Here is a 16,306-nt window from a genome sequence, read left to right on the forward strand (position 1 = left end):
TTTAATGAATCGAGTCTTTAGGGCTATCTCGCCACTTGCTATGTTTTCTAAAGTCCACAACATTTGAGCTGCTAGCAATTATTTCGTCAATTTCACTCTGAGTGTTTTTTTCTTTACGATAAGTTTGAAACTTTTTCTTAATTACATTTGGAATCTGAATAAATACTTTCCAAAATGATTTCTTTGTGAGGTCATGAGCACCTCCACCAACAACGCCAGCAATAACCATATTTTGGATATTTTCATCTCCAGCGACTTGTATGATATAAGCAACAAATTCATCATAAATGCTTCCATCTCTAGCAGAGCGTAATGCCCAAACAATACCGCTCTTACCTTCTTCGTACAAAGGTAAATCTAACTCTCTTGTCGCTTGTTCAAGCTCAGATAACGCAGCTATTGTAGTATCTAATATCAATGAAGATACAATTCCTAGCTCTTTTAGCTCTGTGTAATAACCAGTTGCGAATAATCCTGCAAAATCTCTCTCGTAAGGCAAATCTGCTTTGAACGTGATTGTTGCTAGCTCCTGAGCATTGGCTAATCGAGATATTTGTGAGGCACGATAAAGCTTTTTTTCACCCAATATAATAGGCATCGGCTCTGATAGTCGTTCATCGTTATTTGCATTATCTGGAGCATTACGTTTGAAATTCTCCGCCTGCTCAAAAATCTCTTTATACACTTCATCACGATCAATCGGTGGGTAGCCCCACTCATCGAGCAAAATGATCAGGTCAAAGTGTAATTCAGCTTTGATATCGTCTCGCTTGTTCCAATCGGTGTATTTAGCTTTATCATCAATGACCTTCTTCACCTCTTTGGATAGGTCAAGCAGCTTCTCTTCGGGATAGGTAAAGTCATACTTGTGAGCCAGTGAAATGAGAATGTCGTAAAAGGCTTTTTCTTCAAAATCTATCCCCATTTCACCAAACGAGGTCATCTCAGCACGTAGTTCATTATAGAGGTTGATAATTTCATCAGAAAAATCATTGATGACTTCCGAGCGAAGTACATCCTTTTCATCACGCTCATTGTACTTCTCAACCAACATATTCATTTTCTTGGTGAAATCGACACCTTTCACTTTATTAGTCTTTTTAAACTCGCCAATCGCTTTGGCAAGCATCTGCTGAAGAAGTTGAAGTTTAGTGTTTGGCTGTTTGACCATCTCCAACTTGGCAAGATAATCATCATCAAAAATATCAATCTCGCCACCGTCTTTTTCACCCAGTTTAAAGATCTCTTCCACACCATCACTCATTAGCGCGTCTTTGACCAAATCACGCACCTTACGGTTCATTTGGTCAACATCTGGCGCACCACCCGTAGTGATCTTAAATACGATGGTTCGAACCGCTAGATAATAGTGAATCTTGTCCTTATGCTCTTTGGTCAACTCACTACTACCCACACAAATGTCATAAGCTGATTTAAGGCGTTTGGTCAGATCCATAAACGTCTTTTCAAACTTCTTGGTTCTGAGTGCAAAATCAGCCGAAGCATTTAAGCAATGTAGCTGCTCTAGTGGTGTACCATTGAAGTAAGGCTGAGAGTCGAACTTATGGAAAAGCCCATCCAACAGGCTTAGGTGATCCTTAACGATAATGACTGACTGTTTAATGTCTTCTAAGTTCCGATCTTGCCCTGCTGTGTATTGGAAAAGTGCAAGTTTCATCTGTTTTTTTATGCCGATGTAATCGACTACTAGACCATTCTCTTTACCTTCAAATTTACGGTTTACTCTCGAAATGGTTTGGATCAGATTATGCTTTTGCAAAAGCTTATCAATGTAGATGGTATCGAGGAACGGCACATCAAAGCCCGTTAACCACATATCAACCACAATAGCGATTTTGAAATTTGATTTGCCATTTTTAAACTGACGATCCAGCTCTTTACGGTACTCTTTGTTGCCGAGCTTGTTCCACAGAGCTTTATCATCGTCTTTGTTACGAGTCATAACCATCTTGACTCGCTCCATTGGCTTCACTTTCTTCTTATCACTTTCTGATAGAGTTGCACCGTCTTCACAGATTTTTACTTCATCCCACTCAGGGCGAAGCTCAATCAGTTCTTTATAGAACTGATAAGCGATTTCACGACTACTACAAACGAACATTGCTTTGCCTTTTTGAGTCGTGCCTTCTTCAACACGATTCTCATAATGCTCAACAAAGTCTTTCGCTATAGCTTTGATACGATCTGGGTCGCCCAGTATAGTAGACATACTCGCCATAGCCGTTTTGCTTTTATCTATTTGATATTCGTTTGTCCCAGCGTCTTCACACTCTTTATAGTATTTTTCGACTTCATCAAGCTGGCGACCATCAAGAAGCACTTTTGCTGCTCGACCTTCATACACAATGCGAACAGTAATTTCATCGTAAACCGATTCTGTCATTGTGTAGCTATCGACAACCGCACCAAATACATCCAACGTTGCGTCAATCGGTGTGCCAGTAAAGCCAACATAAGTAGCGTTTGGTAAAGAGTCGTGAAGATACTTAGCAAAACCGTAAGTCTTTTTCACTCCGCCTTCAGTAACGGTAATTTTCTGTTCTAAATTGGTTTGGCTGCGGTGCGCTTCATCCGAGATGCAAATGACGTTGGTTCGCTCCGTTAACAGCTCCAAATCTTCCGTAAATTTATGGATGGTAGTCAGGAATACACCACCACTTTTACGCCCCTTCAGGTGTTCACGAAGTTCAGCACGGCTCTCTACACTAATGATGTTTTGATCGCCCACATAACCTTTTGCATTAGTGAATTGACCTGAAAGCTGGTCATCCAGATCAGTACGGTCAGTGATGAGAATAATAGTTGGGCTGCCCAGTTCGACATCTTTCATCAGTAGACGAGATAAGAACAACATTGTGTAGCTCTTGCCACAACCAGTCGCACCGAAATACGTACCACCCTTACCATCACCGCTCATCAACTTTCCGTGCTCATCAAAGCACTTCATATGCTGTTTGATATTGGCAAAAAGCTTTGTTGCTGCGTAATACTGAGGATAACGACAAACAATCTTTTCTTGTTTGCTTGAGGTGTCAGGTAAAAAGATAAAGTGACGAATCACATCAGTAAGTCGTTTCTTGTTAAACAAGCCGCTGATCATTGTAAACAATGAATCAATACCGTCTTTGTCTAGCTTCTCTTCACCCGTAATTTTACGCCAAGAGTAAAAGAACTCGTATGGGGCAAAGTACGACCCCATTTTGCTGTTCACTCCATCACTAATCACACATAGAGCGTTGTATTTGAATAGTTCAGGAATATCTCGATCATAACGAGTGGTTAGCTGTTTATACGCATCATAGATAGTTGCTTCTTCACGTATAGCACTCTTAAATTCAAACACCACAAGAGGCAAACCGTTGATGTAAAAAATCCCATCAGGGATACGCAGCTCATAGCCTTGTATCTCCATTTGGTTAACGATGCAATAGCTGTTGTTCTCTAGGTCAACGTAGTCGATAAGCTGAATGTATAAATCTTTCTGACTTGCATCTTCACGCTTTAACAAAAAACCATCAGAAACAAACTTCATTATGGCTTTGTTGGTATCGTAGAGATCTGAAGCTGGAAGGTATTCAAGCTTATGGATAATTTGCTCTATCTCATAGGCTGTAATACCTTCTGCTTGATAACGTTTGGCTAGAAACTCACGAAGATCGGATTTAATCAGCACATCTTCAGGTGCTCTTTCAATCACCTCACCACGAGTATGTGGATAGCCTTCTTTCCCTAGCAGTTCAATAATGGCTTGTTCAAGCCTTTCTTCTGTAAATTTCATTCCCTAAGCCTTAGAAACTTTTTGCAATATAACTTCTCGTAATGCTTTTAGAACAATGTTCTCTCTTACATAGTTTTCACTACAATCAATGAATTTCTCAAATGGAAGCCTATTAATTACATCCTTATCGACATTCAAAATATTGATGTTTTCAATCAAACCCTTACTTAGGTTTTCTTGTGCTCCACCAATTGCACTACGAACTATTTCTTGGTAGTTAAATCTCAAATAATAGAAAAGGAAGCTGGCATCTTTAACGCTCTTACACTGCATAGAACAACAAGCTTGATTTGTTGCAGCTTCTACTCTTAGAAAGCCAACCTGACCTTTAGTCTTCCCGTCACCGTACATCGCCATTAAAACTGTATTTTTGGGGTAAACTTTAGCCGAACTCTCACTCAGCCCTAACTCTGAAATATATTCTTCAGCATCGGTAATGACACAGTTCGCCACTTCTCCAGTTTTAATCCAAGGGACATCTTTTGAGTTCCAGTACTCCTCAACATCTCTTTTAGGCGTACCACCACTTTTCATTTCTTTGGTAAAGCTTTTTATTGGTACTGCTCCCCACGCTTTGGGAGTATCACGTTCTAAGTCTTCACTATATTCCATCTCACCACCTGAAGACTTGTAAGGCTTTCCTTCTAGCTCGGGTTTACCGATGGACTCTGTGTATTCTTTTGAGATAGGGAACTCAAAATCGACAAACCACTGTTTGTAAATAGCTTGAGCGGTATCTTCTAGCTTTTGAGTAAGTTGTTCGTTGAGTGCAATACGGTCATTCACCACATTGTATTCTCGCACGATTTCACGCTGCTTTTCGATAGATGGGACTGGTAGTTCAACATCACACATTTCTTGCCAACCAAATAGCTCTCTCACCGTTCCGTGAGACATATAACGAGCATATCGATCAAACTCTAAACGTCTGAACCACATCATCAAATACTCAGGATCAAGTCGCTCAGTATCGACTATCTCAAATACTGTGTAAGAAGTAGAAACAATACACTTCTCTTCACCAAGGAGCGCAACTGATATCTTTTCACCATTTCGAGAGGTAACAGGTCCATATGCGAATTGATGGTGCTCAACAACCTTGTACTTCGACATATCAGTGCCGACAGTATTAGCAATTGAAGGAATAAACTGTTTAGTAATGCTAACGCCGAGCAGCAACTCAACGCTTAGATCTTTGTTCTTAACCGAGACTTCTTTAATGAACTGACCTAGTTTTTTATAGTTTGATCTCATAGCCCAACTCTTTGAAAACGTTTAGAAGCTCTTTTTTCGACTTTTCTTCTAGAGCAAGAAGATCGCTAAATTCCTCTTTTAGGCAGTTCATCTTCTGGTCAAAATCAATATTCTCGTCACGGTTAGTAAACTCAATGTACTTACTTGGTACTAAAGAATAATCCTTTGCGGCAATCTCTTCTTTTGATGCCGAGTAACAATATTCAGCAACATTCTTGTAATTGTCTTCAGCTTCTACTTGTTGCCAACTATGAAGCGTATCAGCGAAGTCTTGAATGTCTTGCTCAGAGAACTGGACAAACTTCTTCTCAAACGGTTCACCACGTTGACGTAGATCCATAAACAAAATCTCGTCTTCACGGTCACGATAGTTACGAGTAACATCTTCGTGAGGAACAATATGCGCTTTTTTATTCTTGTTCAGAATCCACAAAGTCACACTGATATCGGTGGTGTAGAACATATTGCGAGGCAAGAGGATAATCGCTTCAACAAGATTATTTTCAATTAGCTTCTTACGAATCGCTTTTTCCGTACCATCGCCAGAGAGCGCACCATTTGACAGAATAAAACCTGCAACACCGTTTTCAGACAGCTTCGACACCATATGCAAAATCCAACCATAGTTGGCATTGCCTGTTTGTGGTGTTTCGTAGCCGTCCCAACGATGATCATCAACCAGCTCATCAGAAGCTCGCCAGTCTTTTTGGTTAAATGGCGGGTTTGCCATTATGAAATCAGCTTTAAGAGTTTCGTGCTGATCATTGGCAAAGGTATCTTTTGCGGCTGCGCCAAGGTTGGCAGAGATACCACGAATAGCGAGGTTCATTTTCGCTAGTTTGTAGGTTGCGCCTGTGTACTCTTGACCATACACAGAAATGTCTTTCTTGTTGCCCTTGTGGTTCTCAATAAACTTCATTGACTGAACAAACATACCGCCCGAACCACAACAAGGGTCATAGATTTTACCTTTGTATGGCTCAATCAACTCAGCAATCAGGTTAACAATGCTTTTTGGTGTATAGAACTCGCCTTTACCCTTACCTTCTGCAATCGCAAATTTAGACAAGAAATATTCGTAGACTCGACCTACCACATCTTCGTGCGGATTCGCTAACGTGTCGATGTTGTTAATCACATCAATCAACGCAGATAATTTGCTGACATCCAAACCAAGACGAGAGAAATAATTATCTGGCAATGCACCTTGTAGTGCTTTGTTGGTTTTCTCGATAGTGCTCAAAGCAGTATCAATTTTCAGCGCAATATCTTCTTGTTTAGCGTTTTGCTGAACAAAACTCCAACGGCTTTCAGACGGTAAATAGAACACGTTATCTTTGGTATAGGCTGGCACCATATCAATATGCTTTTCAAGCCCTGCATCAATCAGCTTTTGACGTTGTTTTTCAAAGGTATCACTAATGAACTTTAAGAAAATCAGGCTCAATACAATGTGTTTGTATTCTGACGATTCAACACTACCGCGCAGTTTGTTTGCCGCATCCCAGAGTGTTTCTTCAAATGATTTTTCTTTTTTCTTTGCTGTAGGTTTCTTAGCCACTGAGTAAAGCCTTATATGATTCTATCGAGAATAATCACATTGATTAATTATTGGGCCAAATACTACCAAAAATACCTTGATTATCCCATTGAAATTACAGTCATATCAACTTAATACACATCCTATTTTTAATACAGCGTAGAGCCGCTTCTGTCCATTTCTATTACTTTTCATTGTATCTATACTGCATTTAATAACTGAGTTGAATATACCCCCAAAAGGATAAAACAATCTTTACCCCCACTAGGGGATATGCTAGAGTTTATACCTAGAAGGGGATAATCCTGCTTATTGAGAGCTGAACAAATGATATATAGTCCAAAACAACTCGCAGATATGATGCTCCTAGTACGCCAAAAGAACGGCTGGACGCAATCAGAGCTCGCAAAAAAAGTGGGGATAAAACAAGCAACCATCTCAAACTTTGAGAATAATCCTAACAAAACGACCCTCTCGACCTTCTTTAAGCTTGCCCAAGCAATGGAACTAACATTGAGCATTCAAGAAAAATCACAGGTAGCTTCGTTAAATGAAAATGATGATGAGAGTTGGTAATGCAGAAGCTAATCGCATACATGAATGGTGAACTTGTTGGCACTCTAGAGAAACATAAGAATGGTGCTCACGCTTTTCAATATGATGAAAGCTGGATAAATAATGCTAAGACTCGCCCACTATCATTATCTTTAAAGCTTCAATTCCCCACTATCACTTCCGATGCGGTTATAAACTATTTTGACAATCTCTTGCCAGACAGCCCTCAAGTCAGAGAGAGAATCGTTTCAAGATACAATACCTCATCCAAACAACCCTTCGACCTCCTTAAAGAAGTCGGTAAAGATAGCGTCGGTGCGATTGTATTGCTTCCACCCGATCTTCCCTACAAAAAAGAACCACTCAACTATGAAGTATTGGATGATAAGAAGTTAAAAGCCGTACTCTCTGCATACAAGTCTGATATTCCACTCGGTATGCTCGAAGAAGAAGATGACTTTAGAATCTCTGTAGCAGGTGCTCAAGAGAAAACGGCGCTCCTATTCATTAACGGACAATGGTGTATACCGAAAGGAAATACGCCAACAATCCATATAATCAAACTGCCGATAGGCGAGATACAACAAGCCAATGCGACACTTGATCTCAAGGACAGTGTCGAAAACGAATACCTGTGTATTGAGCTAGCTAGAGCACTGGGATTCGCAGTTCCCAACGTCAATATAATAGAAATTGATAACCTTAAAGCTCTAGCAGTAGAACGATTTGATCGACGCTGGACAAAAGACAAATCAACTTTGCTTCGCCTTCCTCAAGAAGATATGTGCCAAGTATTTGGTATTCCATCCTCCATTAAATACGAATCTCAAGGCGGCCCAGGAATAGCACAGATCATGGAGCTGTTAATGGGTTCAAGTCATGCTCTAGAAGATCGATATAACTTCATGAGGTTCCAAGTATTTCAATGGCTCATTGGCGCTACAGATGGGCACGCTAAGAACTTTTCGATCTATATTGATAAAGGCGGGAGCTACCGACTCACTCCGTTCTACGATATTTTGTCAGCCTACCCACTACTGGGAGGAAAAGGACTCAATATCAGAAAGCTAAAGCTGGCGATGGGATTGAAAGCAACGAAAGGCAAGAAGTATGAAATCAGTAAAATCCTGCCTCGTCACTTTTTAGATACCGCCAAAGCAGTAAACTTTAGTCAGGATAAAATGCAAGAGATACTGAATGAAATGAAAAGCTCGCTACCTGACGCTATTTTACAAGTAAGAGCGAAACTGCCTGAAGACTTTCCCGAGCACATTTCAGACTCAATTTTTGACAATGCTAATAAGATAATTCAAAAAATTTAGCGATATAAAAACCAGATTTTTCGAGGGAAGTTATATAGAAGGACGCGGGTTCAGTTCCTTTTTTTCGTTCTAGGCATTCCTTAGATTCCCTCACCGCAATTCGCTGATCAATCTTGCCAACATTAAGCACCTTGATGCTTACAAGGTACAGTTCACACCTTTCTTTCACGGAACTAGAGACGATAGATGCTGACTAATATAAGTAGTTACTGTTCTGTCCTGAAATAAAGAGAAAGCGGGTCTGAATGGAGTCAATGCATCAGAAGGATATTTCTATGAAGACGAAACTTCGCACGACATTATCGCTGTTTATTACGCTCGGGCTTCTGCAACCAGCACTTGCGGATCAAACTTGGCAGCACGAAGGACAACCGGCACAATTAGTTGAACTGTTTACCTCAGAAGGGTGTTCCAGCTGCCCGCCCGCAGACAAATACCTTAGCCAGTTTCAGTCAGAGTCGACATTATGGACCGAGGTGATTCCGTTAGCCTTTCATGTTGATTACTGGAATTACTTAGGCTGGGACGATGAATTTGCTCACCCATCTTTTTCTCAGCGTCAGCGCATTTATCGGAGTTTCGGCGCTACCTCATCGGTATACACTCCCGGATTTATAGTCGACGGAAAAGAGTGGCAAGGTTATTTTTCTCGTCGTGACTTACCCAAATCTCAGCAGATAAAAGCTGAAAAGCTAACACTAAAGCAGTCGGGTAACCGCTTTGAAGTTTCTTACCCTTCTGATCAACGTTATATCGCCCATATTGCAATACTCGCAATGGATGAGGAAACCGAGGTCAAAGCGGGTGAAAACCGGGGTAAAAAGCTGGAACATGACTTTGTGGTGTTGGAAAAGCAGCAAAAAACGGCGGAGTCACAATGGGCATTTAATTTACCGTCATTACCAGAAAACAGTGATGCGGTGGCCGTGTGGCTGACAAAAGAAGATGGATTTTTGCCAGTTCAAACCGTTGCTGGGTATCTTAAATAACCTCTGCTTGAAGTAGTTCACAGGGCCTTGTGTCAGCAATAGCACTGCTGGCACATGTTAAGCCCTATCATTTAACGCGAGTTTGAGCCCAAGAGCGGCACAATCTGCGCATGTACAAATGATGAGATTCACCATTAATAACACCGACTGTCAAAATAGGATAAATACTTTTGTGCTATATTTACCCTCCACCACAAAACCACAATATAAGTAGGGACTAGGTTCAATAGTGCAACTGTGATCTAGAGGGTTTTCTGATGGACTCCTAAAGATAAATAGTACTCATTGATGAGTAAAAGTCCCCGACAGTATGTGTAGTGATTGAATCTTTTATGAAAATTAGCGCGGTAATTACCACTTACAATAGACCAGATTTTTTCTATGAATCTGTTTCAAGTGTTTTACGTCAAACTCGACCTGCAGATGAGATCATAGTTATTGATGATTGCTCAACCACATCTTATGAAAACGTACTGACTTCATTACCACAAGACCGTATTGTCTACGTTCGCTTACCTGAACCGGGTGGAGCAAACAAAGCGAGAAATCACGGTGTTGCACTCTCTTCAGGGAGTGTAATCTGCTTTCTCGATGATGACGATATTTGGAAACCGGACTACTTAGCAAAACACCAAAAATCTTACCTAGAAGGCGCTGATGCGGTCGTTTCCGGGTTTGATCACTTTGGCAGCTCTACCACAATACACATTCAAAAAACGAACCGAGTGACCTGTGATGGATTAAGAACGGGTAACCCTTACTGTGGAATGAGCGGCTTTAGTGCTAAAAGAGTTCTACTTGAATCCTTAAAATTTGATGAAACTCTGACCAACGGCCAAGACTGGGATATGTACGTTCGCTTATATCAACAAGGGATCGACTTTCACAATATCGCGGAATCCATATACTTCTACCGTTATCAAACACCAGATGGGATCAGCACCAAAGTTGTAACGATGAACGTAGAAGATATTCAGCCGAGGTTTCGCTCAGCGGAGAAGCACCGAGAGTTTTTAGGTGACTATTACTATAAACAACGGATCAATGAACAACTCTTATTTTGCTTAAAGCACAAGAAAAACAAACTCTCTTGGATTCTAAAAGCTATCCAATTGACCGGAATTAGAATGACCATCACTCACTTTTATAAACGTTTTTCATTGAAAGTAAGCCATGTTCCTTGCAATACCGACATGGCCCACTCGAAACCTAGATAATTAACTTAAGTAAACCTAACTAAACCCAAGTAACTAAAATGACCGAGCACACACGGTACTTATCTCAACACTAATGACCACTAACCACTAACCACTAACCATTAAAAGCTAGAAGTTAAATATTAAAAACAGTGGCACCACTACTGTTCCACTGAAGCTCTACATGGTCTTGATAGATTTTGTAACTGCTTACTTGAAACAGCTCACTCTCGGTAAACTTTTCTCCAGACTTTTTAACTAAAATGCTACTAATGGCGATGACAGGATCACCACAGTGTGTCGCCAATTTAGCGACGATAACGCTGCTCTTTTCAGATATTGGATTCGTCCCTTTTCTCTGTTCAACGCGAGTCTCTTCAAATCCATAGTAAAGAATAAAGGCGAGTTGGTATTTACCATTATCAAGTATGTGGGCTTCCGCGTCCTGTTTCTCTACTTTCGATACGATGATGTTATCTTCAAACTCAGGCATCCCATAAGAAGATAAAGTCACCCGATCATTGACCTTACCTTTGTAGTTATCGACTCTCAAAGTGCCATATTTCACAGGCACTTCTTGAGCTTTTATGGATTTGCTCTCTAGGAATCGATATTGATACTTAAACTCTCTGCGAAATATTCCATCAGAATGATCAAAAGCGTCAATAATATTGGGATGATAAAGCTTACTGCCCTTCACAACATATTGCATGGTTGCAAAATCTTCGCCATCGATTTCATAAGGAAACAGTGAAGAGAATGCCAACCTGGAGTAATGCCGAGTATAGAGCTTGGTCTTGGTGGTGTTAACCTTTGAGACCTTAAGTTCGACCGTGCCACTTTCTGGGTAACGCCATAAGCTGATGCCCGGCCCTTCCACGTTAGTAATTTGAGTTTCTTTTAAACACTCACTATCTGATGAGATACCTTCGTTACTCGCATCCCAAAACCTATGGTCATCATCAATTAACAACGCACAGAATATCCATCCCAACATCAATGGACTGGCTGGGCAGCTATACGGCTGGATAATCTCATCGAATGCTCGGTAATACCCTAGCGAAGGCAATCCATTGGTAAGCATATTCTCATTTTCAAAGAAATGCTCCATCGCTTGAAAGCTGATTTGATTGGCTTTTTCAGGCTCGATTGCACGATTTTTCTGGATTGAATTATAAATAAGAGGGACAGTAATCGCGTTTCGATAACTGCTGCTGCGCCCCCACATAATGATTCGTGATTCATCATCAAAAAAGTGGACGAAGTTATTTATAAATAAATTGGCATTTTGATCTATTTGTAAGGCTAACTCTTTTTCATATTGATTGGCATATAATTCATTCACGAGAGGGCCGAGGAAATTGTAGATCCACGCCGTATAGTAATCGAAGCGGCCACGGTCTGAATACCAACCATCACCGACATGTAGATTTACAATATTCTGCAGATGCTGTTTTATTCTGCTCTGATCAATCGGATAACCAACAGAATGAAGAAACGATAGAATTAATGCGTTAAAACATTGCCAATTATGCTCATGCGTTGGCCCACTGGCGAATGAATTAAAGAAGTCACATATCGTGTTTTTTTCCGAATCCGTATAACTATCCCAAATAAACGCTTTAGTGTGATAGAGCCCTAGTGCAAGCTGAGCACACTCCACAATATGTTGAAATACGAAGTCATTTTTGCTGATTTTTTTACGATGTAACACGCCTTTTATAAATAGCTTTACCCGCTCCTCATTATACCGCAGCTCTGAAAGGTCCTCTCGATTCATTAAATATTCGTCGCACCCTTTAGAGCACGAGTTTAATATCCACTGTTTGTAATAATCTTTTAAGCAAATTCCATTTACTGAATAATCCTGCTCATTCACCATAACGGGCGCCGCAATTAAAAAGCTTCGAGCAAGTGTTTCCATTTTGTATTCATAAAGCTTGAACTGAGAGCTGCTTTTATTTGGGTAGGCAATTTTGCTTTCATTGCCAATAATCGTTATGGGATCGTCAATATGTTGGGTGTTGGCAAAGATACCTTGAAGTAATTGCTTGGCTCTTGAGCTCCACTTCGCTTTATCACTCATAATGTACTCTCCGTATCTTCCTAAAGGCGCTATCTACCAATCAGCTGTTCTGGCTTGTTTAAGCTGTTGAAATACGGAACTAAAGCAATAAAGTCACCCGCTAAATATATCCGTCTATCATCACGAAAATTTTCCGCAGCTCTGAGCCGAATAGTCTAACTTATACGGTTTTTATCTATCTGAACCTACATCAATCTAATGCTTCTAAAGCTCAATATTCACCGCATCAAAAATAGAGTAAAATCCCCTCTCGACACCCCAAAGCTGACACATCACTTCCAACCGCCGACAAAGGAGCAACATTCTTAATGAAATATCTTGTCACCCACCTCTGCTGCTTATTTTGTCTGCTTTTTACCCATGCTCTCTATGCGCAAGAAGAGGTCATCATTGTTGGCGGTGACCACAACTTTCCACCTTATGAATTTATTAATAGTGATGGGCAACCAGATGGGTACAACACCGAGTTAACACTCGCAATTGCGGATGTTATGGGGCTCGAAGTGGAAGTCAGGTTGGCGAGTTGGGATGAGATGAAACTGAGCCTTGAGGATGGGCGCATCAATATGTTGCAGGGCATATCCTACTCTGCAGCACGAGCCAAAATTATTGATTTTACCCCACCCCACTCACTGATTCATCACTCGCTATTTGCGAGAAAAGGCAGTCCTCATATCAATAGTACCGCTGATCTATCGGGGAAAAGTGTGCTCCTACAACGTGGTGGCATCATGGCTGAGCAGCTCGCTAATTCTGGGCTGGATGCACAATTTATTTATGTCGATACTCATGCTGCTGCCCTTAGAGAATTAGCCTCGGGAAAACATGATTATGCCTTTGTTGCTAACCTGCCAGGACTTTATCTCGGCAAAGAATTAGAGCTTTCCAATATTGAAACTGCTGGACAAATTTTTGGTTCACAGCGATATGGCTATGGTGTTTTAAAAGGAAATGACGAGCTACTGGCAAAATTTAACGAAGGACTCGCGATATTAAAAAATACCGGCAAACAAGAAGAGATCTACAATAAATGGTTTGGTTCCTACACCTCATTAGGTGTCAATTGGCAGCAAGTTACGATTTTTCTGGTGAGCTCAGCGCTGATCATCTCGTTAATATTTGGCGTAGTAATCATATGGAACCGCAGCCTAGCTAGGCAGGTGTCCATTCGAACCAAAGCACAAGAATTGCAGCACCAACAGTTGATTCAAGCAGACAAGATGGCATCACTTGGGATATTAGTATCAGGGGTCGCTCACGAGATAAATAATCCCACGAGCTTACTGCTTTTAAATCTACCGGTATTAAAAGAGTCGTTTGAAGATATCGAAGAAATTTTGGACACGCACTATGAAACCTACGGAGACTTTGATATCGCCGGGCTTAAATACAGCCGAATGAAAGACGAGTACCCCACAATGCTGAGCGACATGCTTGAAGGCACTCATCACATACGACGAATCGTCAACGATTTACGTGACTTTGCTCGCCAAGAACCTTTAGAACTCTCTGATCAAGTAGATCTGAACCAGGTGATTGCTGCGGCGATTCGCCTAACGGATCGCACCATTCGTTCATCCACCGACAACTTCACGGTAAATTACGACAATACTTTGCCACTGTTTAAAGGCAGTTCTCAACGTTTACAACAAGTTATCATCAATCTGATCGTGAATGCCTGCCAAGCACTCGAATCTAAATCTCAGCGCATCACGATTAACACCCACTACCAGACCAAGTCGAACACCATATTCATGCACGTGACCGACACCGGTGTTGGCATCGATCCCAGCCATATTAAACGATTATCGGATCCCTTTTTCACCACAAAACGAGAACAGGGTGGAACTGGCTTAGGTTTATCAATATCATCCTCGATCGTTGAAGAACACCAAGGCAAACTCAGCTTTAATTCTCAACTTCAACAAGGCACGGAAGTTACTCTTTGTCTGCCGCTAAATGCAATACGTTAAGGAACTCTGCAAAATGAAAGACGTGCTCTATCCTGAATTCGGTATCATGTTGGTCGATGATGAACCTGCATTTGTTCGCAGCATGTCGCGCACATTGGAGAGGCACGGTGGCATCAACCATCTATATCAAACCAATGATAGTCGTGACGTTATGGCTCTGCTTGAGCAACACCCAGATATCGAGCTGATCCTGCTCGATCTCAATATGCCCTATCTGTCTGGGGATTCATTGCTAGAGATGATTGTTGAAAAGCACCCGCATATAAGAGTCATCATTATTAGCGGCATGAATCAAATAGAAATGGCAGTAGACTGTATTAAGCTTGGTGCCTACGACTATTTTGTAAAAACAACCGAAGAAAATCGATTACTGGAAGGAATAAAGCGCGCCATCACAATGCAAGAAATGCGTCGTGAAAATGAAGCAATGCGGCGACGCTTTCTCTCCGATACATTAGAGCAGCCTGAAGTGTTTAGTGGCATCATTACTCAAGATAAAAAGCTACGCTCGATATTTCAATATCTAGAGTCAATCGCCAAAAGCCGTCAACCAGTGATGATTACCGGGGAAAGCGGCGTGGGCAAAGAACGAATTGCGGAGGCGATCCACACGCTAAGTGGGCGCACGGGCAAACTGGTGAGCGTCAATATTGCTGGAATCGATGACAGTATGTTCGCCGATACCCTTTTTGGCCACAGCCGAGGGGCATTTACCGGAGCCGATAAGAAGCGAATTGGTATGGTAGAAAGTGCGGCGGATGGCACCCTATTTCTCGATGAAATTGGTGACTTAAGCTATGCCTCTCAAACAAAACTACTTCGACTGTTACAAGAAGGGGACTATTACCCGATTGGAAGTGATAAACCCAAACGCAGTCGCGCCAGAGTTGTTGTCGCCACTCACCATGATTTAAAACAGCTCGTTGAAGATGGCTCGTTTCGAAAAGACCTTTATTTTCGACTCTGCATCCATCATGTCGATATCCCTGCATTAAGAAACCGAAAAGGCGATGTTCCTCTACTTTTTGAACACTTTTTAGCTCTAGCCGCTAAAGAGTTGGGGAAAGAAGTCCCTACGTTTCCCAAAGAGTTGCCAGTTTTGCTATCAAACTACCACTTCCCTGGAAATGTGCGAGAACTGCAAGCCTTGGTCTATGATGCGGTGAGCCAACATAAAAGTCATATCTTATCGATGAAAGTGTTTCAGCGAGTCATCGATAATCATCATTTTGAACTTTCAAATGAGACTGAACACCGCGCATTATTTGATCCGAACCAACCATTGCCCACACTCCAAGAGATCAGTGAACTTTTGGTTAAGGAAGCAATGAATCGCGCTCAGGGAAATCAATCTCTCGCATCTCGGTTACTGGGTATTTCTCAACCCGCGTTAAGCAAGCGCCTTAAAAAACAGTAAAACGCCCAACAACTAATCCCTATAACTTTGGTTATAACATAACCAAAGTTATAACTAGGTAAGACGTTGTTTTTAATTGATAATTCAATTACTAGCCAATAGGGTATAACTCTTATTATACCTTTTCTAAATATCGCTATTTTCCTTTCCCCCATAAAATCAACACATTACAGCC

The 16,306-nt window shown here is 41.2% G+C and carries 10 protein-coding genes; 6 read left to right on the plus strand and 4 right to left on the minus strand.

The annotated features are described in order from the left end of the window. Position 1: 1 nt before the first annotated feature. Genes ACWU4D_RS15800 through ACWU4D_RS15810 form a run of 3 tightly spaced genes read right to left on the minus strand, consistent with a single transcriptional unit; the run spans position 2 to position 6,614 of the window. A complete protein-coding gene (locus ACWU4D_RS15800; protein ID WP_456052411.1) occupies positions 2-3,799 on the minus strand; it encodes a type I restriction endonuclease subunit R in 3,798 nt (1,265 codons plus the stop codon). 3 nt (positions 3,800-3,802) lie between these two features. After that, a complete protein-coding gene (locus ACWU4D_RS15805; RefSeq protein ID WP_456052412.1) occupies positions 3,803-5,053 on the minus strand; it encodes a restriction endonuclease subunit S in 1,251 nt (416 codons plus the stop codon). Then, positions 5,037-6,614 carry an N-6 DNA methylase gene (locus ACWU4D_RS15810; RefSeq protein ID WP_456052413.1) on the minus strand — a complete coding sequence of 526 codons (1,578 nt, stop codon included), beginning with the start codon at positions 6,612-6,614 and terminating at the stop codon, positions 5,037-5,039. The genes ACWU4D_RS15805 and ACWU4D_RS15810 overlap by 17 nt, the downstream gene beginning before the upstream one ends. Positions 6,615-6,920: 306 nt before the next feature. Here ACWU4D_RS15810 and hipB point away from each other — a divergent pair, with 306 nt between their 5' ends. The 4 genes from hipB to ACWU4D_RS15830 all read left to right on the plus strand — a co-directional run bounded on the left by hipB (position 6,921) and on the right by ACWU4D_RS15830 (position 10,676). Beyond that, a complete protein-coding gene (gene hipB / locus ACWU4D_RS15815; RefSeq protein ID WP_456052414.1) occupies positions 6,921-7,169 on the plus strand; it encodes a type II toxin-antitoxin system antitoxin HipB in 249 nt (82 codons plus the stop codon). Continuing rightward, positions 7,169-8,470, plus strand: coding sequence for a type II toxin-antitoxin system HipA family toxin (locus ACWU4D_RS15820; protein WP_456052415.1), 1,302 nt, complete (start codon positions 7,169-7,171; stop codon positions 8,468-8,470). Before hipB ends, ACWU4D_RS15820 begins: the two co-directional genes overlap by 1 nt. Positions 8,471-8,745: 275 nt before the next feature. Continuing rightward, complete coding sequence (locus ACWU4D_RS15825; protein WP_456052416.1) at positions 8,746-9,459, plus strand: DUF1223 domain-containing protein; 714 nt, start codon at positions 8,746-8,748, stop codon at positions 9,457-9,459. Positions 9,460-9,791: 332 nt separating this feature from the next. Then, the gene (locus ACWU4D_RS15830) at positions 9,792-10,676 is read left to right on the plus strand and encodes a glycosyltransferase family 2 protein (RefSeq protein WP_456052417.1); all 885 of its coding nucleotides are present in this window, start codon (positions 9,792-9,794) and stop codon (positions 10,674-10,676) included. A 115-nt stretch (positions 10,677-10,791) separates the two neighbouring features. Here ACWU4D_RS15830 and ACWU4D_RS15835 read toward each other — a convergent pair whose 3' ends face one another. Further along, on the minus strand, positions 10,792-12,741 hold the full coding sequence (locus ACWU4D_RS15835) for a DUF2264 domain-containing protein (protein ID WP_456052418.1): 1,950 nt from the start codon (positions 12,739-12,741) through the stop codon (positions 10,792-10,794). Positions 12,742-13,049: 308 nt separating this feature from the next. On the opposite strand from ACWU4D_RS15835, the gene ACWU4D_RS15840 reads away from it, so the two are divergent. Together ACWU4D_RS15840 and ACWU4D_RS15845 are read left to right on the plus strand one after the other, a co-directional pair. Continuing rightward, positions 13,050-14,714 (plus strand): transporter substrate-binding domain-containing protein, encoded by a 1,665-nt coding sequence (locus ACWU4D_RS15840; RefSeq protein ID WP_456052419.1) that lies wholly within the window; start codon positions 13,050-13,052, stop codon positions 14,712-14,714. 13 nt (positions 14,715-14,727) lie between these two features. Next, positions 14,728-16,131 (plus strand): sigma-54-dependent transcriptional regulator, encoded by a 1,404-nt coding sequence (locus ACWU4D_RS15845; RefSeq protein ID WP_456052420.1) that lies wholly within the window; start codon positions 14,728-14,730, stop codon positions 16,129-16,131. Positions 16,132-16,306 lie beyond the last annotated feature (175 nt).

It is taken from the genome of Vibrio phycocola (assembly GCF_053850235.1).

What these genes read in the sequence shown, in the direction of transcription:
- ACWU4D_RS15825 (WP_456052416.1), top strand. Translation starts at nt 8,746, where the DNA reads ATGAAGACGAAACTTCGCACGACATTATCGCTGTTTATTACGCTCGGG.
- ACWU4D_RS15845 (WP_456052420.1), top strand. Translation starts at nt 14,728, where the DNA reads ATGAAAGACGTGCTCTATCCTGAATTCGGTATCATGTTGGTCGATGAT.
- ACWU4D_RS15835 (WP_456052418.1), bottom strand. Translation starts at nt 12,741, where the DNA reads ATGAGTGATAAAGCGAAGTGGAGCTCAAGAGCCAAGCAATTACTTCAA.
- ACWU4D_RS15840 (WP_456052419.1), top strand. Translation starts at nt 13,050, where the DNA reads ATGAAATATCTTGTCACCCACCTCTGCTGCTTATTTTGTCTGCTTTTT.
- hipB (WP_456052414.1), top strand. Translation starts at nt 6,921, where the DNA reads ATGATATATAGTCCAAAACAACTCGCAGATATGATGCTCCTAGTACGC.
- ACWU4D_RS15805 (WP_456052412.1), bottom strand. Translation starts at nt 5,053, where the DNA reads ATGAGATCAAACTATAAAAAACTAGGTCAGTTCATTAAAGAAGTCTCG.
- ACWU4D_RS15830 (WP_456052417.1), top strand. Translation starts at nt 9,792, where the DNA reads ATGAAAATTAGCGCGGTAATTACCACTTACAATAGACCAGATTTTTTC.
- ACWU4D_RS15820 (WP_456052415.1), top strand. Translation starts at nt 7,169, where the DNA reads ATGCAGAAGCTAATCGCATACATGAATGGTGAACTTGTTGGCACTCTA.
- ACWU4D_RS15800 (WP_456052411.1), bottom strand. Translation starts at nt 3,799, where the DNA reads ATGAAATTTACAGAAGAAAGGCTTGAACAAGCCATTATTGAACTGCTA.